The 21,043-nt window shown below is 68.7% G+C and carries 9 protein-coding genes and 1 pseudogene; 3 read left to right on the top strand and 7 right to left on the bottom strand.

The genetic code is table 11. From position 1 onward, the window contains the following. Positions 1–30: 30 nt before the first annotated feature. Positions 31–12,513: a type I polyketide synthase gene (locus EET03_RS14905; RefSeq protein ID WP_099193553.1), complete on the bottom strand. Its 12,483-nt coding sequence runs from the start codon at positions 12,511–12,513 to the stop codon at positions 31–33. Between the two features lie 349 nt (positions 12,514–12,862). Beyond that, positions 12,863–13,234, bottom strand: a complete 372-nt coding sequence (locus EET03_RS30850) for a hypothetical protein (RefSeq protein ID WP_082274668.1) — start codon at positions 13,232–13,234, stop codon at positions 12,863–12,865. A 178-nt stretch (positions 13,235–13,412) separates the two neighbouring features. On the opposite strand from EET03_RS30850, the gene rbpA reads away from it, so the two are divergent. Beyond that, a complete protein-coding gene (gene rbpA, locus EET03_RS14915; protein WP_036405447.1) occupies positions 13,413–13,748 on the top strand; it encodes an RNA polymerase-binding protein RbpA in 336 nt (111 codons plus the stop codon). Here the strand turns inward: rbpA and lnt are convergent. From lnt to EET03_RS14935, 3 genes and pseudogenes are all read right to left on the bottom strand, one after another. Further along, a pseudogene (gene lnt, locus EET03_RS14925) lies at positions 13,723–16,356 on the bottom strand (apolipoprotein N-acyltransferase). The gene rbpA and the pseudogene lnt sit on opposite strands and share 26 nt — an antisense overlap. A 178-nt stretch (positions 16,357–16,534) precedes the next feature. Continuing rightward, a complete protein-coding gene (locus tag EET03_RS14930; RefSeq protein WP_075542951.1) occupies positions 16,535–18,139 on the bottom strand; it encodes an amidohydrolase in 1,605 nt (534 codons plus the stop codon). A gap of 51 nt (positions 18,140–18,190) precedes the next feature. After that, on the bottom strand, positions 18,191–18,721 hold the full coding sequence (locus tag EET03_RS14935; protein ID WP_099193554.1) for an FxsA family protein: 531 nt from the start codon (positions 18,719–18,721) through the stop codon (positions 18,191–18,193). A gap of 72 nt (positions 18,722–18,793) precedes the next feature. Here EET03_RS14935 and EET03_RS14940 point away from each other — a divergent pair, with 72 nt between their 5' ends. Then, complete coding sequence (locus tag EET03_RS14940) at positions 18,794–19,504, top strand: dienelactone hydrolase family protein (RefSeq protein WP_075542964.1); 711 nt, start codon at positions 18,794–18,796, stop codon at positions 19,502–19,504. 10 nt (positions 19,505–19,514) lie between these two features. Further along, positions 19,515–20,102, top strand: coding sequence for a hypothetical protein (locus EET03_RS14945; RefSeq protein WP_075542953.1), 588 nt, complete (start codon positions 19,515–19,517; stop codon positions 20,100–20,102). A 17-nt stretch (positions 20,103–20,119) separates the two neighbouring features. Here EET03_RS14945 and EET03_RS14950 read toward each other — a convergent pair whose 3' ends face one another. Continuing rightward, the gene (locus EET03_RS14950; protein WP_075542954.1) at positions 20,120–20,515 is read right to left on the bottom strand and encodes a PPOX class F420-dependent oxidoreductase; all 396 of its coding nucleotides are present in this window, start codon (positions 20,513–20,515) and stop codon (positions 20,120–20,122) included. A 96-nt stretch (positions 20,516–20,611) separates the two neighbouring features. Beyond that, on the bottom strand, positions 20,612–21,040 hold the full coding sequence (locus EET03_RS14955) for a hypothetical protein (RefSeq protein ID WP_099193555.1): 429 nt from the start codon (positions 21,038–21,040) through the stop codon (positions 20,612–20,614). Positions 21,041–21,043: the final 3 nt, after the last annotated feature.

Genomic DNA, 21,043 nt, shown 5'->3' on the forward strand with positions numbered 1-21,043 from the left:
CCACTGCGTCGTTGCCGGTGTCGCTCATGGCTATTCGTCGTCATCCATGAAGGCGACGTTGACAAGGTCGTCGAGATCCATGTCGGCAATGTCTTTTTCGGTGGTCGCTGCCGGCGTTGCCGCCTGACCGTTCACCTCGGTTTCCTGGGCCAACGACAGCAACAGGTCCAGCACTCCCGCCTGCCGAAGTCGCTTGATCGGAATGGACGCCACCACGCGCTGCAGTTCGGCCTCACCGGGTGCGGCGACCGGGGCATCCTGCGGTGACGCGCCCAGCAGTTCGCGGTGCATGTAGCCGGCCAGCGCAGCGGAGTTGGGGTAGTCGAAAATGAGCGTGGGCGACAGCGCCAGACCGGTCGCGGATTTGAGCCTGTTGCGCATTTCGACCGCAGTCAGCGAATCGAAGCCCAACTCCTGGAATGCCCGGTCCGGGTCAATCGCTTCCGGGCTGGAGTTGCCCAGTACGGTCGCGATGTTGGACCGCACCAGATCCAACAGGATGGCGTACTGCTCGTCGTCGGGCAAGCCGTCCAGGCGTTGCAACAGCGCGGATTTCGACTTGGCCGCGGCCAGTGAGTCGTCGACTTGGCGGCGTGTGGGCGCGTTGATCAGGTCGACGAACATCGGTGGCAGCGTGCCGCTATCGAACTTGACCCGCAACGCGGCAAAGTCGATGTGGGCTGGCAACATGAACGGTTCATCGACAATCATGGCGGTGTCGAGCAATCCCAGTGCTTCTTCCGAGGACATCGCCACGATGCCGTCGCGGGCGAACCGCTTGAAGTCGACGCTCGCCAATCCGCCGGTCATGTTACTGGCCTGATTCCACAGACCCCAACCCAGCGAGATTGCCGGCAGTCCGTGGGCCCGCCGGTGGACGGCCAGCCCGTCCAGGAACGAGTTGGCGGTTGCGTAGTTGGCCTGTCCCGAGGAGCCCACCAGCCCGGCCATCGACGAAAACATCACGAAGGCAGACACATCAAGATCGCAGGTCAGCTCGTGCAGATTCCACGCCGCATCGACCTTGGCCCGCAGCACAGTTTCCATCCGCTCCGGTGTCAGCGAGGTCACCACGGCGTCATCGAGTGCGCCCGCGGTGTGGATCACGGCCGACAGCGGGTGCTGAACCGGGATATCGGCCATCACCTTTGCCAACGCGGCCCGATCGGCGGCATCACAAGCGACCACGTGCACCTGCGCGCCGGCCGCGCCCAATTCGGCCACCAATTCCTCGGCCCCGGGTGCGTCCGGGCCGCGCCGGCTAACCAGGACCAGTTGGCGCACCCCGTGACGAGTCACGACGTGGCGCGCCAACGCCGAGCCGGCCATGCCGGTCCCGCCGGTGATCAGCACGGTGCCGGCCGCCCACGCGTCCGGCATGGTCATCACCACCTTGCCGACGTGGCGTGCCTGGCTCAGGTACCGCAACGCCGCAGGCGCGCGACGCACGTCGAACGTCGTGACCGGCAACGGTCGCAGCACCTCGTCGTCGAACAGGGCGGCCAGTTCGGCAAGAATCTGCGCAATGCGGTCCGGTCCGGCCTCGAAGAGGTCGAAGGCGCGGTAGCACACTCCCGGGTACTGCTGCGCGATCACTTCGGGTTCGCGGATGTCGGTCTTGCCCATCTCCAGGAAAGCTCCGCCCGGGGCGACCAGACGCAGCGACGCATCCACGAAATCACCGGCCAGCGAGTCCAAGACCACGTCCACGCCGCGCCCACCGGTAGCGGAGCGGAACTTGTCCTCGAATTCCAGGCTGCGCGAGTCGGAGATGTGGTCGTCGTCAAAGCCCATGGCCCGCAACGTGTCCCACTTGCCCTTGCTGGCGGTGGCGAATACCTCGAGACCCCAATGCCGGGCCAGCTGCACCGCCGCCATACCGACACCGCCGGTGGCGGCATGCACCAGGATCCGTTGCCCCGGCTGTACGGACGCCAAATCGCGCAGCGCGTAATAGGCGGTGGCGAACACCACCGACGTGGTGGCCGCCGCGGTGTGCGACCAGCCCGCCGGAACCTTGACCAACAGCCTGTGGTCGGTGGTGGCGGTCGTCCCGGTGCCTTCGGGGAACAAGCCCATGACTCGGTCGCCGACGGCGAAACCCCCATCGTCTGAGCCGGTTTCTGGGCCGGTTTCGACGACAACACCGGACGCCTCGACACCCATCACCGCCTCTGGGTCGGGGTAGAGCCCCAGTGCGATCATGACGTCCCGGAAATTAGCTGCGATGGCGGACAACCGCACCCGGACGTGTCCGGGCTGCAGCGGAGCGTCAGCGTCGGGAATCGGCTCCAGCCGCAGGTTTTCGAACGTGCCGGCTGCGCTCATGCCCAACCGCCACGGCCCGTCGCCCGGGGGAACCAACAGCGCGCCAACCGCGCGGCTGCCGTGGACGCGGGCAATGTACACCTGCCCACCGCGCCACAGCACCTGCGGCTCGCCGGCGGCCAACACCGCCGCCAGGGCCGATTCATCCAGGGCCGCATCGGTATCGACCAGCACGATACGTCCGGGATGCTCCGTCTGCGCCGAGCGCACCAGGCCCCACACCGCCGCGCCAGCCAGGTCGGTGACGTCTTCGCCGGGCAGCGCGACAGCACCGCGCGTCGTCACCACCAGTACCCCTGCGCCGTCGCGGCCGAGCCAGGACTGCAGCACGTCGAGCACCGAGTTCGTGGCGGTGTAGACACCCGCCACCGCGTCGCCGGCCACCGGCACGGATTCGAAGACCACCGTTGACGAGTCGCTGTCCGCCGTTGTGCCCCAGGCCTTTACGGGCACCGGTTCCAGGGTGGCCGACGGCTGGGCCGACCAGTCCACCTGGAACAGCCGGTCGGGACCCGACCCGGATACCGCGGCGCGCAGCTGCTGATCGGTGACGGGCCGCGCCAGCATCGACGCGACCGACAGCACCGGCAAGCCGAGCCCGTCGGCCAGCTCGATCGACACCCTGGACGGCCCGACCGGCGCGATGCGCGCCCGTACCGCCGATGCGCCGCCGGCATGCAGCGACACGCCTTGCCAGGAAAATGGAACGAGCACCGAGCCCTCGGCAACACCGAAATCGTCGGCGCCGTCGGAGGCCAGAATCACCGCGTGCAACGCCGCATCCAGCATCACCGGATGAACTCCGAAGCCGGCGACCGACACCCCGGCGTCGGCGGGTAAGGCGACCTCGGCGAACACTTCATCGCCGCGGCGCCACATCGCGCTCAGTCCGCGGAACGCCGGGCCGTAGCCGTACCCGCGCTCGGCCAACCGCTCGTACCCGTCGGCGACCTCCACCGGTACCGCGCCCACGGGTGGCCACGTCGCCAAATCGGTTGTCGGAGCCAAGGACCCGTTAGTCAGCGTGCCCTCGGCATGCAACACCCAGCCGGCGCCGGCCTCCGCGCGGGAGTACACCGACACCGCACGAGCGCCGGACTCGTCCGCACCGCCCACGATCACCTCAACCGCAACCGATGTCCCGGCTGGCAACACCAAGGGCGCGGCGAGGGTCAACTCCTCGACCACTCCGCAGCCCACTTCGTCGCCGGCACGAATCGCCAACTCGACGAAGCCCGCTCCGGGGAAGATCACCACGCCGCCGACGGCATGATCGGCCAACCAGCCCTGCGCGCGCAGCGATAACCGCCCGGTCAGCACGACGCCGCCGGAGGTCGGCAATTCCACCACCGCGCCCAGCAGGGCATGCTCGGTGGCCTCCAGGCCCAGATCGGCGGCGTCGGCCGCAACGCCGTCGCCGGACAGCCAGAACCGCCGCCGCTGGAATGCGTAGGTCGGCAACTCGACGAAGTTCGCCTGCCCCACCACGGTGCGCCAATCCACGCTGACACCGGCGACGAACGCTTGAGCCACGGCGTTGACCAACGTCACCGGCTCGGGCCGATCCTTGCGCAGCGCGGAGATCGTGAGGATCCCGGCATCCGGTAGTGATTCTTCGATCGACGCGGTGAGGCCGCTGCCCGGCCCGACTTCGAAGAAGCGGGTGGCACCGGCTGATTGCGCGAATCGGACGCTGTCGGCGAACCGCACCGCCTCCCGAACGTGACGCTTCCAGTAGGCCGGCGAGCCGAAGTCGTCGGCGGCCAGCGCGCCGGTGACATTGGAGATGACCGGAATCGCAGGTTGTCCGATGGCCAGGCCGCTTGCCACGGCGCCGAATTCGTCGATCATCGGGTCCATCAGCGGCGAGTGGAACGCGTGCGAAACAGCCAGGCGATGTACCCGTCGGCCGTCAGCGCGCAACCGGTCGGCGACCGCGAGCACCGCGTCCTCGGCGCCGGAAATCACCACGGAGGCAGGGCCGTTGACGGCGGCGACGCTGACGTCGGCGCTCAGCAGGGGCGCAACTTCTGCTTCGGTGGCCGCCACCGCGACCATCGCTCCGCCGGGCGGCAGGGCCTGCATGAACCTGCCCCGTGCGGCGACCAGCACCGCGGCGTTCTCCAGGGACAGCACGCCGGCTACATGTGCCGCCGAGATTTCACCAACCGAGTGGCCCATCACGAAGTCCGGTCGCATTCCCCAGGACTCCAGCAGCCGGTACAGCGCGACTTCCACCGCGAACAGCGCCGGCTGCGCGAATTCCGTGGTGTTCAGCAGGTTTTCGTCGTGGCCCCAGACGACTTCCCGCAGCGGGCGCAGCAGGTGGCGGTCCAATTCGGCGACCGCGGTGTTGAACGCCTCGGCGAACACCGGATATCCGGCGTGCAATCCCATTCCCATGCCCAGCAATTGGGAGCCTTGGCCGGGGAAGACGAACACCATCTTGCCCGCCGGGGCCGCGGTACCGCGAACCACCGACCCGACCTCATCGCCGGCCAACTCGTCCAACCCGGCCAGCAACCGGTCCCGATCCCCGCCGACCACCACCGCACGATGCTCAAACATCGAACGCCCCGCCAACGACCACCCCACATCGGCGACATCCAGCTCGTCATGGGCCCGCAGATACCCGGCCAACCGCACCGCCTGCGCCCGCAACGCCGCATCCGACTTCGCCGACACCACCCACGGCACCACCGCCGGGGCCGGCCCGACCTCCCGGGACTGCTCTGCCGGAGCCGCCTCGACAATCACATGCGCATTGGTGCCACTAATCCCAAACGACGACACCCCCGCCCGTCTCACCCGGCCCGGCACCCGGCCATCGCCCGGCCAGGGCTGCGGCTGGGTCAACAACGACACCGCCCCCGCCGACCAATCCACATGCGGGCTGGGCTCATCGACATGCAACGTCGCCGGCAACAACTCATGGCGCATCGCCAACACCATCTTGATCACCCCGGCCACCCCCGCCGCCGCCTGGGTATGACCCATATTCGACTTGACCGACCCCAACCAGAGCGGCTCGCTGCGACCCTGCCCATAGGTGGCCAACAACGCCTGCGCCTCAATCGGATCACCCAACGTGGTCCCGGTCCCATGACCCTCGACCACATCCACATCCGCCGCCGACAAACCCGCATTGGCCAACGCCGCCCGCACCACCCGCTGCTGCGACGGACCATTAGGCGCGGTCAACCCATTCGAGGCCCCATCCTGATTGACCGCCGAACCCCGCACCACCGCCAACACCGGATGCCCCAACCGCCGCGCATCCGAGAGCCGCTCCACCACCAACATTCCGCCGCCCTCGGAGAAGCCGGTGCCGTCGGCCGCCCCGGCGAACGCTTTGCAGCGCCCGTCGGCTGACAATCCGCGCCAGCGGCTGAATTCCACGAAGATGTCGGGCGTGGCGTTGACGGTCACCCCGCCGGCCAGCGCCAGGTCACACTCCCCCGAACGCAACGACTGCACCGCCATATGCAACGCCACCAACGACGACGAACACGCCGTATCCACCGACACCGCCGGACCCTCCAACCCCAGCACATACGAAACCCGGCCGGAGGCCACACTCGACAGTTGGCCGGTCAGCCGGAAGCCTTCCACCGGTTCGGCCGCGAACATGCCGTAGCCCTGGGTCATCACTCCGGCGAAGACACCCGTGGCGCTGCCGCGCAGGCTTCCGGGCTCGATTCCGGCTCGCTCCAATGCTTCCCACGACAGCTCCAGGAACATGCGCTGCTGCGGGTCCATCGCCAGGGCCTCACTGGGCCCGACGCCGAAGAAGGCGGGATCGAAGTCGCCGACCCGGTCCACGAACCCGCCGGTTTTGGTGTAGCACGCTCCGGGCACGTCGGGATCCGGGTTGAACAGCCCCGCCAGGTCCCAGCCGCGGTCGTCGGGGAATTCGGACAGCACATCGCGGCCCTGAACCAGCATGTCCCACAGGTCATCTGGCGACTCGATCCCACCGGGATAACGACATGCCATGCCCACGATGGCAATCGGGTCGTCACCCGTGGCGCGCACTGCCGATACGCGCTCGATCTCCTGCGGAACACCGGCGAGTTCGCCGCGAATGTAGCCGGCCAGGCCGTTGGGGGTCGGGTAGTCGAAGATGAGCGTGGGTGAAAGGGTAAGGCCGGTAGCGGTTTTGAGTCGGTTGCGCATTTCGACCGCGGTCAGTGAGTCGAAGCCCAACTCCTGGAACGCCTTGTCGGCGTCGACGACCTCGGGGGCGATGTTGCCCAGGACGGTGGCGATGTGGGACCGCACCAAGTCCAGCACCACGGCGTGCTGTTCGGCTTCGGGCAGGCCGTGCAGGCGATGCGCCAGCGCCGATTTCGACTTGGCGGCAGCCAGCGCGTCGTCGACCTGGCGTCTGGTCGGCGCGTTGACCAGATCGCTGAACATCGGCGGCACCGTCACCGCGTGCGCCCGCAGCGCGCTCAGGTCGATGCGGGCGGGCGCCAGGAACGGCTGGTCGATGATCAGCGCGGTGTCGAATAACTCCATCGCCTCATCCGAGGCCAACGCCAGCACACCTTCGCGGCCCAGCCGGGCACGGTCGGCGGCGTCCAGTCCGCCGGTCATGTCGCTGGCCTGATCCCACAGGCCCCACCCCAGCGACATCGCCGCCAACCCGTGGGCCCGTCGGTGCGCGGCCAACCCGTCCAGGAAGGTATTGGCGGCCGCATAGTTGGCCTGACCCGACGACCCCACCAGCCCGGCCATCGACGAAAACATCACGAACGCAGCCACATCCAGGTCGCGGGTCAGCTCGTGCAAGTTCCACGCCGCATCGACCTTGGCCCGCAATACGGCATCGATGCGTTCCGGTGTCAACGACGAAATCACCGCGTCGTCAAGCACACCGGCCGCATGGATCACGGCGGATAACGGGTGCTGCGCCGGGATGCCGGCGATCACGTCGGCCAGCGCCGGCCGCTCGGTCGCGTCACACGCCACCACCTGCACCTGCGCGCCGGCGGCGGCCAACTCGGTCACCAACTCCGCGGCCCCCGGAGCGTCGGCACCACGCCGGCTGAGCAACACCAGATGACGGACCCCGTGGCGGGTTACGACGTGGCGCGCCAATACCGAACCGGCCATGCCGGTTCCACCGGTGATCAGCACGGTGCCGGCAGCCCATGCGTCCGGCATGCTCATGACGACCTTGCCGATATGACGCGCCTGGCTCAGGTAGCGCAGGGCCGTCGGCGCCCGCCGGATGTCAAACATCGTCACCGGCAATGGCCGCAGCACCCCGGCGTCGAACAATGCGGCCAGTTCGAGCAGGTACTGGTGCATGCGGGGACGGCCGGGTTCGAACAGGTCGAAGGCGCGGTAGCGCACACCCGGATATTCCTGGGCGATCACGCCGGGGTCGCGGATGTCGGTCTTGCCCATCTCGAGGAACACCCCGCCGGGCCCCAGCAGGCGCAGCGACGCGTCGACGAATTCACCGGCCAGCGAATCCAATACGACGTCCATGCCGCGGCCGCCGGTGACCGCGCGGAATTTGTCCTCGAATTCCAGGCTGCGCGAATCGGAGATGTGGTCTTCGTCAAAGCCCATGGCCCGCAAGGTGTCCCACTTGCCCTTGCTGGCGGTGGCGAACACCTCCAAACCCAGATGCCGGCCCAGCTGCACAGCCGCCATGCCGACCCCCCCGGTGGCGGCGTGCACCAGCACCCGCTGGCCTGGTTGGACGTCGGCCAGGTGCACGAAGGCGTAGTACGCGGTGGTGAAAACGGCTGAGATGGCGGCGGCTTCGGCGTATGACCAGTCGGCGGGCATCGGAAGCAACAACCGGACGTCCCCGGCCACCAGCGTGCCGCTGCCGTCGGGGAAGAACCCGTATACCGAATCCCCGACCGCGAATTCGGTCACTCCCGGCCCGACCTCGACGACGACGCCGGCGCCTTCGCCGCCGATCAACGCATCGTGGGTGAACATGCCCAGGGTGATCATGATGTCGCGGAAGTTCGCGGCGATGGCGCGCATGGCCACCCGAACCTGGCCCGGGCCCAACGGCGCGCCGGCGTTGGGAACCGGCTCCAGCCGCAGGTTCTCGAAGGTGCCCGCACTGCTCAGGCCCAGCCGCCACGGCCCGCCGGCCGGTGGCACCAGGATGCCGTCAACGTCGCGGCTGGGGCGCACCCGCGGGGTGTAGGCCTGTCGGTTGCGCAGCAGCACCTGCGGTTCGCCGACCGCCAATGCTGTTGTGACCGCCGAATTATCAAGTGGCACATTGGAATCCAGCAAGATCAGCCGGCCGGGGCTTTCGGTTTGCGCTGACCGCACCAATCCCCACACCGCGGCCCCCGCCAGGTCGGTGACGTCCTCACCCGGCAGCGCCACGGCACCCCGGGTGGCGACCACCAGCACTCCGGAGTCATGCTCGGCCAGCCACGACTGCACGGCCGCCAGCGCCCGGCGGGCGCTTTCGTGGGTTGCGGCCACCGGATCGTCAACAGCGGCAACACATTCGAAGACGTCGTAGCACGAGGGTACATCGGCGCTCGCCGCGGTCGCCGGTGACCAGGCGACCTCGAATAGTCGGTCCGCACCCGCACCGGACAACACGGCCCGCAGTTGCTGCTCGCTGACCGGTCGGGCCACCATCGCGGCGACCGACAGCACCGGCAAGCCGAGGTCGTCGGCAAGCTCGACCGATACCGCTGACGGTCCGGCCGGCGCGATCCGTACCCGCGCCGTCGATGCCCCGGTGGCGTGCAACGACACCTGTTGCCAGGAGAACGGCAGAACCAGTTCGGCGTCCGGATTCGCTATCACCGCGGTGTGCAACGCCGCGTCCAGTAGCGCGGGGTGCAACCCGAACCCGGCCACGCCGCCGGCCGCCTCCGGCAACCTCACCTCGGCGAACAGCTCGTCACCGCGGGCCCACATCGCGGTCAACCCGCGAAACGCCGGACCATACCCGTAGCCGCGCTCCGCCAGCCGCTGGTAGCCGTCGGACACATCCACGGCGGCGGCGCCCGCGGGCGGCCACACCGACAGGTCGGCCGCGGGCTCAACGGTCCCAGCACGCAACGTCCCCTCGGCGTGGCACACCCACACCGAACCGGCGTCGACGTCGGCGCGCGAATAGACCGAGACGCTGCGCTCCGAAGACTCCGCCGCGGCGCCGACCACCACCTGCACCGCCACCGATCCCGAAGCCGGAACGAGCAACGGTGTCCGCAGGGTGAGCTCGTCGACCACCGGGCAGCCGACTTCGTCGCCGGCGCGGATCGCCAATTCGACGACACCGGTGCCGGGGAACACCACGACGCCCGACACGGCATGATCGGCCAACCAGGCCTGGGAGCTGACGGACAACCGGCCCGTCAACACCACGCCACCGGATGCGGGCAGTTCCACCACCGCGCCCAGCAATGCGTGTTGACCCGCCGTCAATCCCAAACCGGATGCGTCGGCCCCCATGCCCTCGCCCGAGAGCCAGAACCGGCGCTTTTCGAAGGCATACGTCGGCAGCTCGACGAACCCGGCCCCGTCCAGTACGCCACGCCAATCCACCGGCACACCCGCGACGAAGGCGGCGGCGGCCGACAACAGGAACCTGTCGAGCCCGCCGTCCTCGCGGCCGAGGGTGGGGACGACGACGGGTTCGGAGTCAGCGGTGCAGTGGTTGGCGGTGTCCTCGATGCCGGCGATCAGCGCGGGGTGCGGGCTGGACTCGATGAAAGTGCGGTACCCGTGTTCGCATGCGCTGCGCACCGCCTGGTCGAACTGCACGGTCTGGCGGATGTTGCGGTACCAGTAGTCGGCGTCCAAACCTGCTGTGTCCAAACGGTTTCCGGTCACCGACGAGAAGAAGGCGGTGCGCGAAGAACCCGGCTCGATACCCGCGAGAGCGCCGGTGAGCTGGTCCCGAATGGCTTCGACCTCTGCCGAATGCGAGGCATAGTCCACCTCGATCCGGCGGGTGCGCAGCTCACGGTCCGCGCAAACCTGGATCAGCTCCTCCAGCGCGGCCACTTCACCCGACACCACGACGGCCGAACGGCCGTTGACCGCGGCGATGCTGATCCGAGTTCCGAAGGGCGCCAACAACTCCTGCGCCTGTTCGGCGCCGCACGCCAACGACACCATGCCGCCCGGACCGGCGAGCCCGGTCAGCAATGTGCTGCGCAGCGTCACCACCTTGGCGGCGTCGCGCAGCGACAGCGCACCGGCAACGTACGCGGCGGCGATCTCGCCCTGGGAATGACCGATGACGGCGTCCGGACGCACGCCGATCGACTTCCACAACTCGGCCAGCGACACCATCACCGCAAACAGCACCGGCTGCACCACGTCCACCCGGTCGAGGCCGGGGGCGCCCGGAGCGCCGCGCAGCACGTCGGTCAGCGACCAGTCGACGAATTCGGCGAACGCCTCGGCACACGCCTCGATCTGCTGTGCGAATACCGGTGCGGTGTCAAGCAATTCGACGCCCATGGCGACCCACTGGGAGCCTTGGCCGGGGAAGACGAACACCGTCTTGCCCGCCGGCGCCGCGGTACCGCGAACCACCGACCCGACCTCATCGCCGGCCAACTCGTCCAACCCGGCCAGCAACCGGTCCCGATCCCCGCCGACCACCACCGCACGATGCTCAAATGTCGAACGCCCCGCCAACGACCACCCCACATCGGCGACATCCAACTCGTCATGGGCCCGCAGATACCCGGCCAACCGCACCGCCTGCGCCCGCAACGCCGCATCCGACTTCGCCGACACCACCCACGGCACCACCGCCGGGGCCGGCCCGACCTCCCGGGACTGCTCTGCCGGAGCCGCCTCGACAATCACATGCGCATTGGTGCCACTAATCCCAAACGACGACACCCCCGCCCGTCTAACCCGGCCCGGCACCCGGCCATCGCCCGGCCAGGGCTGCGGCTGGGTCAACAACGACACCGCCCCCGCCGACCAATCCACATGCGGGCTGGGCTCATCGACATGCAACGTCGCCGGCAACAACTCATGGCGCATCGCCAACACCATCTTGATCACCCCGGCCACCCCCGCCGCCGCCTGGGTATGACCCATATTCGACTTGACCGACCCCAACCAGAGCGGCTCGCTGCGACCCTGCCCATAGGTGGCCAACAACGCCTGCGCCTCAATCGGATCACCCAACGTGGTCCCGGTCCCATGACCCTCGACCACATCCACATCCGCCGCCGACAAACCCGCATTGGCCAACGCCGCCCGCACCACCCGCTGCTGCGACGGACCATTAGGCGCGGTCAACCCATTCGAGGCCCCATCCTGATTGACCGCCGAACCCCGCACCACCGCCAACACCGGATGCCCCAACCGCCGCGCATCCGAGAGCCGCTCCACCACCAACATGGCCCCACCCTCGGACCAGCCGACCCCGTCGGCCGCGCCCGCGTAGGCCTTGCAGCGCCCGTCGGGCGCCAGCCCCCGGTGCCGGCTGAACTCCACGAAGACCGTCGGGGTGGCGTTGACGGTGGCGCCGCCGGCCAGCGCCAGGTCACACTCCCCCGACCGCAGCGACTGCACCGCCATATGCAACGCCACCAACGACGACGAACACGCCGTATCCACCGACACCGCCGGACCCTCCAACCCCAGCACATACGACACCCGGCCGGAGGCGACGCTGGAGGTCATACCGGTCAGCCGGTAGCCCTCGATCTCCTCGGCGAACATGCCGTAGCCCTGGACGATGAGCCCGGCGAAGACGCCGGTGGCGCTTCCGCGTAGCCGCGTGGGATCGATCCCGGCTCGCTCCAGCGCCTCCCACGACAGCTCCAGCAGCATCCGGTGCTGCGGGTCCATCGCCAGGGCCTCGCTGGGGGCAATGCCGAAGAACGCGGGATCGAAGTCGGCGACACCGTCAACGAAACCGCCGGTGCTCGCATACGACTTGTGGGGCGTGTCGGGATCCGGGTCGAACAGGCCGGCCAGGTCCCAGCCGCGGTCGGTGGGGAACTCGGACATCACGTCGCGGCCGTCGGCGACCATCTGCCACAGGGCCTCCGGAGTGTCGACCCCGCCGGGGAAGCGGCACGACATCCCGACGATCGCGATCGGCTCGCTCGATCGCTCCAGCAGCGCGCGGTTGGTCCGCTTCAGGCGTTCAACCTGGACCAGCGCTTTCCGCAGCGCTTCGGTTGCATGCTGGAGTTGATCAACCATTACTAACCTCGCCTAACCTCGCCTAACCCCTGGTCGTCGCCGACCGGGTGCGGCCTTATCGCCGAATCACGGAAGTCGTTGCACGAATCGGCCTCGCCGTTTCGCCGACCAGCGTCGCTTTTTCGACCGGCGTCGTGCTGCGTTCCGACCGAAGAATGTCGCTGGTGAGTATCGCCAACTGTGGCAGGATTTCAAAACGTCCGATACTCCCAGGTATGCGCGGGCGGGCCGGGTGCCCTGGAAGACCTGGAAGCCATTCTGGGCGAGCAACCGCGGCCGCTTGCATACCTGGGTACACCGAGCCCGCCGTCCATGGCGCGACTTTACCCGGTTCGCCGGTGTCTAGCGGTTAGACACCCACCCTGCGCCAGCCGTCGGCGGCCCTGGCCGCCCGGAGCAGCTCGCCGCACAGCTCACGCAATTCGGGCGCGCCGGCTCCTTCGTCGAGTGCGGTGGCGACGTCCTCCGCCGCACATCGCATCTGGTAGATCCGGTCCGACAGATCGGCCGCTTCGTCGGCCGTCAACACCACCGCGTCGGCAGGCAGGGCCGCCGCGGCCCCGGCTTCACCCCGGGTCATCATGGCTCGCTGCTCATAGGCCCGCTGCCGGCACGACTGCCGGCAGTATTGGCGGCGGCGGCCCATTCCGGCATCGGTCACGTCACGTCCACACCAGCGGCATGGCTGGGGACGGGCACGTTGACGTCGGGCCGGGCTCACGCCTGCCGACTTTAGTCCGCTCGGGTCCCTGATCCCGGTATCATCGATGTTCGCGAATGGTCGCGTCGCGCGCTGTGCACCGGCCCGGGAACTACGCAGCCGGCTGCGGCGTTCGCTAAAGCGGAGAGAATCACCATCCGGAGCCAACCAGCTCAACGAGTCCAGAGGAGTAGCGTCGATGGCTGATCGTGTCTTGAGAGGCAGTCGTCTGGGAGCCGTGAGCTACGAGACCGACCGCAACCACGACCTGGCACCGCGGCAGATCGCGCGGTACCGCACCGACAACGGCGAGGAGTTCGAGGTCCCGTTCGCCGACGACGCCGAGATCCCCGGCACCTGGCTGTGCCGCAACGGCATGGAGGGCACCCTGATCGAGGGCGACCTGCCCGAACCGAAGAAGGTCAAGCCCCCGCGCACGCACTGGGACATGCTGCTGGAGCGTCGCTCAGTCGAAGAGCTCGAAGAATTGCTCAAGGAGCGCCTGGAGATCATCCGGTCGCGTCGGCGCGGCTGATCCGGACGCTATCCGGCCGGTTGAGAGCGGTCGTGAGCGCGGCCGGCTCGACCGCGGTCACGTCTACCCTCAATACCCCATCGGGTGACTTTGAACAGCGCCTCGCGAATGTTGGATCCGCTCATCTTTGACACGCCGATCTCGCGTTCGGTGAAGGTGATCGGAACTTCAACGACGACGAACCCGCTGTTCACGGTGCGCCAGGTCATTTCTATCTGGAAGCAGTAGCCCTTGGAGTCGACGCTGTCGAGATCGATCGTCTCGAGCACTTCGCGGCGGTAAGCGCGATAGCCGGCGGTGATGTCATGGACCCCGACACCCAATGCGAGCCGCGAGTAGGTGTTGGCCGTCTTGGACAGCGCCAGGCGCCGCCACGGCCAGTTACGCACCGTCCCCCCGGGCACATAGCGTGAACCGATGGCCAGATCGGCCCCCGCGCCGACGGCGTCCAGCAGGCGGTGCAGCTGTTCCGGCGCGTGGCTGCCGTCGGCGTCCATCTCGACAAGCACCGAGTATTCGCGGCTGAGGCCCCAGGCGAACCCTTCCAGGTAGGCCGCCCCCAGACCGTTCTTGACGGTGCGGTGCAACACATGGGTACAGCCCGGGTCGGCCTGCGCCAGCTCGTCGGCGAGCTGACCGGTGCCGTCGGGGCTGTTGTCGTCGATGATCAGCACGTGCACGTCGGGGCAGGCGTCCTTGACCCGCCGATGTATCAGCGGCAGGTTCTCCCGCTCGTTGTACGTCGGAATGATCACCAGGACACGCTGGCCGAGACGATTGCCCGGCACCTCGGCCGCAGGTTGGCCGCTGGTCATGTAGCTCCTTCAGGTCGCCCGAACTCGTGGTGGCCGCCCGCGTCGGGCGGAGTGTCTTGCGCCGTCTGCAGGCCGCCCCCGGATTCGTTCCGGAGCGCCGCTTCCGCGTCGTCGCCGTCGTCCGGGGGTCCGTCGGACTCGCCAGCTCCACGCGGGAGCCCGAACAACCGCCGCCCCGGACGCGGGAACCACCCATTGTGCCGTATCGCGACCAGAACGACCGCGCCCGCCGCCCCGACCAGAATCCACTGCAGTAGCGGAGCCCAGCGAGTTGCCGGCGTCAGCCTGGTCTTCAGCCGCACCTGGGTGTCCAGATAGGCAGGCTCGAAGAAGTCGGTACGGACCAACTCTGCGCCGTCCGGGGCAATCACCGCGCTGATGCCGGTGGTACCGGCGACCACGACGTAGCGGTCATGCTCGACGGCGCGGACCTTGCCGAATGCCAGCTGCTGCTCACTCATCGTCTGGTTGAAGGTGGCGTTGTTGCTGGGCACCGTCAGCAGCTGCGCACCGTTGAGCACGGCTTTTCGCGGGGCCCGATCGAAGATCACCTCCCAACACGTGGACACCCCGACCGGCACGCCGGCGATGCGCACCACCCCGGAACTGGTGCCGGGCACGAAACTACCCGCGCGGCTGGCGTAGCCGGAAAGGTGGCGGAACAGCCACGGCATGGGCAAGTACTCGCCGAATGGCTGCACGATCTCCTTGTCGTGGCGGTCGGCGGGCCCGGTTCCCGGATTCCAGACGATCACCGTGTTGGTGAATTCCGGGTTCTGTTGCAGTCGAGCTGGCGCGTCGAGCACGGTGCCGACCAGGATCGGCGCGCCGATCGCCGCCGCTGCCCGCGATATCTGCTGGGCAGCGTCGGAATTGACGAACGGATCGATGTCCGAAGAATCCTCGGGCCAGACGACGAATTGCGGCCGCGGGGCACTGCCCGCACGGACATCCTCGGCCAGTCGCAGGGTCTCCTGCACGTGGTTGTCCAGGACCGCTCGCCGTTGCGCATTGAAATCCAGACCCAGACGCGGCACATTGCCCTGAACGACCGCGACGGTGACTGCCGGTTCGCCGCCCGCTCCCGCACCGGCGTGCCGCACCTGCGGCCACACGATGACGGCGGCGAACAACACCAGGCAGATGCACACCCCCGGCAGCACCACCGCCGGCGGCGCGGCCGTTTCGGCCGACCCGGTTTTGCCGCCGGTTCGCCACCACTTCTCGATTTCCAGCGCCATTGCGGCCACACTGCAGCCCACCAGCACGATCCCCGCGGACAGCAGCGCGACACCTCCCAGCCGGACCAAGGGCAGCAGCGGACCCTCGGCCTGACCGAACGCCACCGACCCCCAGGGAAAGCCGCCGAACGGCATGATCGACTTCAGCCACTCCAGGGCCGCCCACAGCACCGCAAACCAGATCGGCCAGCCGGGCAGCCCGCGCACCACGACGGCCAATAAGCCGAAGAGACCGGGGAACAGCGCGCACACGGTCGCCAACACCAGCCAGGGCATCGGTCCCACCAGCGAGCCGATCCACGGCAGCAACGGCACATAGAACGCCAGACCGAACAGGAAGCCGTAGCCCAGCCCGCCTGCCGGCGTGGTTGCCCGGTGCATCAGCACCCAGGTCAGCAGCGCGACCGCGACGACGGCCGCCCACCACCAGTTGATCGGCGGGAAGCTGGCATACAGCAACAAACCGGCCCCGACGGAGACCAGCAGGCGCGGCAGCCGCGGCCGGACCGCGGCCCACAGCCCCGGTAGCCGCGTCACCGCCCCGGTGCCCATCGCCGACAGGCGCCGACGGGCGGCGGCACTGAGCCCATTGGTCACGGTCGACGTGGCGGCGTCCCGCGCGGACTCTTGCGCATCGGCGGGATCGGCGGCCATGTCGTCGTCCGGCGCCTCAACCGCCGGATCGATCTCGCCGCGGTCGAGGTTCGGCGCCTTGCGGCCGGGCCATCCCCTAGCCATAGATGACCGCACCCCGATGCACGGTTTGACGGCAGCGCGGCAAGGCGTCCTGCGGACCCAGCCGCGGTAGCGCCGGCACCCGGGACCGCGGGTCGGTAGACCACCGCTGAACGGCGTCGCGCGGCGCACTGACGTCCAGGACGTCGACGTCCCAGACGGCGTACGAGGCCGGCGCGCCGGGCACCAAGGTGCCGGCCTGCCCGTCGCGGACACCGCCGGCCCGCCACCCCCCGCGGGTTGCCGCGGCGAACGCCGCCCGCGCCGACACGGCGCTGCCCGGGGTGCGGTGGTTGACCGCCGCAGCCACGCGCGCCCACGGGTCGAATCCGGTTACCGGCGCGTCGGAACCAAGGGCGAGTGGCACGCCTTGGGATGCTAACAGCGCAAGCGGGTTGAGCCGGCAACCTCGATCCGGCCCGAGGCGCTGGGCGTACATCCCGTCGACGCCGCCCCAGAGTGCGTCGAAACTGGGCTGCACGCTGGCGATGACACCCCAGGCGCCCAACTTGGCGGCCTGATCGGAAGTGACCATCTCGACGTGCTCCAGACGGTGTCCGCACCGGGCGACCGCGAACACGCCGAGGTCCTGCACGACCCGTTCGAAGGCTGCGACGACCGCCGACACGGCGGCATCGCCGATGACGTGGAAACCGGCGGTCACCTGCGCCGCGGTGCACGCCCGCAGATGCGCTTCGATGGCGTCTGAGTCGAGGTGACAGGTTCCGGTGCAGCCGGGCGCGTCCGCGTAAGGCTCATGCAGCCAGGCGGTGCGCGACCCGAGCGCGCCGTCGACGAAAAGGTCACCGGCCAACCCGTGGGCTCCGGTCTGCTCGATCAACGCCCGGGCCTGGGCCGGTGTGGTCACTGCCTCACCCCAGTAACCGATCACTTCGACGCCGTGCTGGAGAGAGCGCAGCGCCTGCCAGTCGTCGAGCCCGCCGATTTGCGGGCCGGCGCACTCGTGCACGGCGACGACGCCGGACGCGGCCAGGGCCTGCAGCGCCGCGGCCCGGGCTTCGGCCAGCTGCGCCTCGGTCAGCATGTCGCGGGCCGCGGCCCGGACCAGGTGGTGAGCGTCGCCGGTCAACGGCTGCTGCGCGCCGAAACCGGCGGCGGCCGGGAGTTCGGGTACCAGCCGCCGCAACGCCGACGAGGCCAGCGCCGAATGCACGTCGACCCGGGCCAGATAGGCGGGCCGGCCGTCGAGCACGGCGTCCAGGTCCGCGGTGCCGGGCGCGGCTTTTTCGGGCCAGGCCGACTCGTCCCACCCGTGTCCCCAGATCGGCCGGCCGGGGTTTGCCGCGGCGTAGTCGCCAACCATGCGCAGGCATTGCGCGCGTGAGGTCGCGGAGCGCAAGTCCAGTCCGCTGAGCGTCAGACCGGTCGCGCTCAGGTGGATGTGGCTGTCGACGAATCCCGGCGCAACGAATGCGCCGTCGAGGTCCTGCACTTCGACATCCGGGAACTGGTCGCGCGCGACATCGTCGCTGCCCAGCCATGCGACGATGTCGCCGCGCACCACCATGGCGGTGGCGTCGGGGTGGGTCGGGCTGTAGATCTGACCGTTGACCAGCAGCTTGGAGGGAATCTGCGTCACACCGCAAAACTACGTGGGAAGTCCAACACCTTGGTCTGACCTAGTTCTGGCCTAGGTCCGGGTCGACGCTTGATCGGGAATGCGGGCCTGCGGCAAGGTCGGTGGTTCCCCGTCGATGACGTCGATGACCTCCCCATCAATGAAGTCGCGCTGATCGGGTTGCTCGCGGCGGGTGAACGCGCCGGCCATGCCGGCGGCCGCGGTCGCCGTCAACGGCACGCGCCGCAGGATTCCGCGCAGTGCGATCGCGGTCAGCCCGGGGCCGGCAGCCGCCCGGATCGGCGGCGCCAGCAGCAACAATCCGACAGTGGTGGTGACCAGCCCCGGAACCAGGACCAAACCGGTGGCCACGGCAACCAGCGCGCCGTCGCTCAGCGCGCTGCGAGGTTCCTGCACGCCGGACCGCCACTGCATGAGGTGTCGCCCGAGCTGCCACCCGCCCATCGGAGCCCACAAAACCAACCCGAGGACGAAGGTGGCCAGCAGCACCACCAAGGCCCAGCCGAAGCCGATGGCCGCCGCCAATCCGATGAAGGCCATGAGTTCGACGACGGCGTAAACGAGAAGCAGCCGACCTAGCATGTGATGCCAACGTCTGTGGGCCGCGCCCGAGTTCCGCAGGCGGTCGCGTCCCGGCTGCAGTTAGATGACGCTATGACCACGATCGAAATCGACACCCCGGCCGGACCGATCGACGCGCTGCTGAGCGTCCCCGCAGGAGAAGGTCCGTGGCCGGGCGTGGTCGTCGTGCATGACGCGGTCGGTTATGCCCCGGACAACGAGTCGATTTCCCGGCGCATCGCCCAAGCGGGTTATGTGGCGCTGACGCCGAATATGTATGCCCGCGGCGGCCGCGCCCGGTGCATCACCCGTGTCTTTCGCGAGCTGCTGACCAAACGCGGTCGTGCCCTGGACGACATTTTGGCTGCCCGTGATCACCTGCTGGCCATGGCCGAATGTTCCGGCCGGGTGGGCATCGCGGGCTTCTGCATGGGTGGCGGGTTCGCGCTCATTTTGTCGCCCAGGGGTTTTGGCGCCTCGGCGCCGTTCTACGGCACGCCGCTGCCCCGCCATCTCAGCGACACTCTCGACGGGGCGTGCCCGATTGTGGCGAGTTTCGGCAGCCGCGACCCGCTGGGTGTGGGTGCGGCCGATCGATTGCGCACCGTCACCCAGGCCAAGGGGATCACCGCGGACATCAAGGTCTATCCCGGCGCCGGCCACAGCTTCGCCAACAAACTTCCCGGTCAACCGCTCATTCGGGTTGCGGGATTCGGCTACAACGAGACCGCGACCGAAGATGCGTGGCGCCGGGTGTTCGCGTTCTTCGGCGAGCACCTGGGTAGCGGAGCCGACGCGCAGTGAGGAGCCGACGATGCATGCTGGGCTGAAGAGCGGCTCCGCGGTATTCGCTGCGCTGGGGGTTCTGGCCGGGACGGGTGTGCTGACGCGTGGAGCGCCGGCGTCGGCCCCGACATCCACGCTCGTGACGGGCATCGCAACCACCGAGGCTGCCGCTGAGCCGTTTACCCCTGGCGAACAGCAGGTTGCCCGGCTGCTGCCCCCTGGCTACGCGGCCGGTTCGTGCACGCGAGCCACCAACCCGTTTCCTGCCGCCATCGCCAGCCTGGACTGCACCGACGACCTGCAGTCCGACACGCCGGACTATGCCCGCTTCACGCTTTACGACAATGTGGACTTGTTGACCGCCGATTTCTATGCGACCGCCGAAAGCATGGCGGTGTCACCGTGTCCCGGGGGCAATGCCTCGCCCGGCACCTGGAATTACGGCTCGAGCCCCGGCCGTGCCGGCGGCAAGATCGTGTGCGGCAGCATCGAGGACCGCGCTGATCTCGCCTGGACCCGCGACGCTCAGCTGCTCCTGGCCACGGTCAACGGCGGGCCCAGTCTCAACGACTTGTACCGGTGGTGGCTGCGCTTTGGCGGCTCGACCGAGTCTTGAGTTCCCGCCGGCGGCGGCTAGGCTCCAGCCACCCTGAGCTCAAGTCCGACGTTGTTCTCCATGCCGCCGCGGAGCTTGCTGACAAAGTTGAAGACCTTGCCGAGGATGCCGTACCGCTTGGCGATCGCGTCGTAGACGGCGCCGGTCTGCGAATCGTCGAGGATGGCCGCGGTGCCCTCGACCGCCTCGCTCTTCGGACGACCGCGCACGTCGCAGATGGCCATTGTCACCCGTGCGGTATTGCGGATCCGCTTGACCTTCCACGCCTTTTTCTCGGTGATGACCAGCAGCCGGTCACCGCGGTCCTTGTCCAAGGCGGCCCAGATGGGGGTCGGCTTGGCCCGGCCGTCTTTGGTGAAAGTGGTCAGCAGGATGTATCGCGCGTTGGCAAGGTCTGCGAAGGTGGGCGTCACGGTGTCAACCTAGCGCTGAGCAGACGCGGAATCGCACGCGAATCGTCATTCGCGTGCGATTCCGCGTCTGCTCGCCGGCGATCCCGCAGCCTGACATCACGGGACCACCCGGTCCTGTCGGACGTCGACGATCAGGTCGCCGGAGAACCCTCGCGTCGAGCCGGGCTCGACCCGGACAAAGCGGTCCTCGCCTTGGTAGTCGCGCACGCTCAGTGCGACAGCAACTTTCGCACCCGCCACCACCGCCAAAATGTTGCGCACGGGCAGCCCCTGCGACGGGGTGCCCTCGCCGACCAGGCTCATCGACGGCGTGCCCACCCATGGGTACGGTGCGAAACACGAGCGATCTATCAGGTCTGTCAGCGGCTCCGGGCAGCCCACCTCCCAGTGCGCACCCGCCGCGGGGACAGAAGGCGGGCCGGGGTCGTCGCCGGGGCCGGCCCAGGCCGGCGCCGGCGACCATCCGAGAGCACCGGCGGCCAAGGCAGCCGCCGCGGTGATGACGCGGAAAGGGCGTGTCGTCATCGG

The sequence above is a fragment of the Mycobacterium innocens genome, assembly GCF_900566055.1.
Lineage (GTDB): Bacteria > Actinomycetota > Actinomycetes > Mycobacteriales > Mycobacteriaceae > Mycobacterium > Mycobacterium innocens.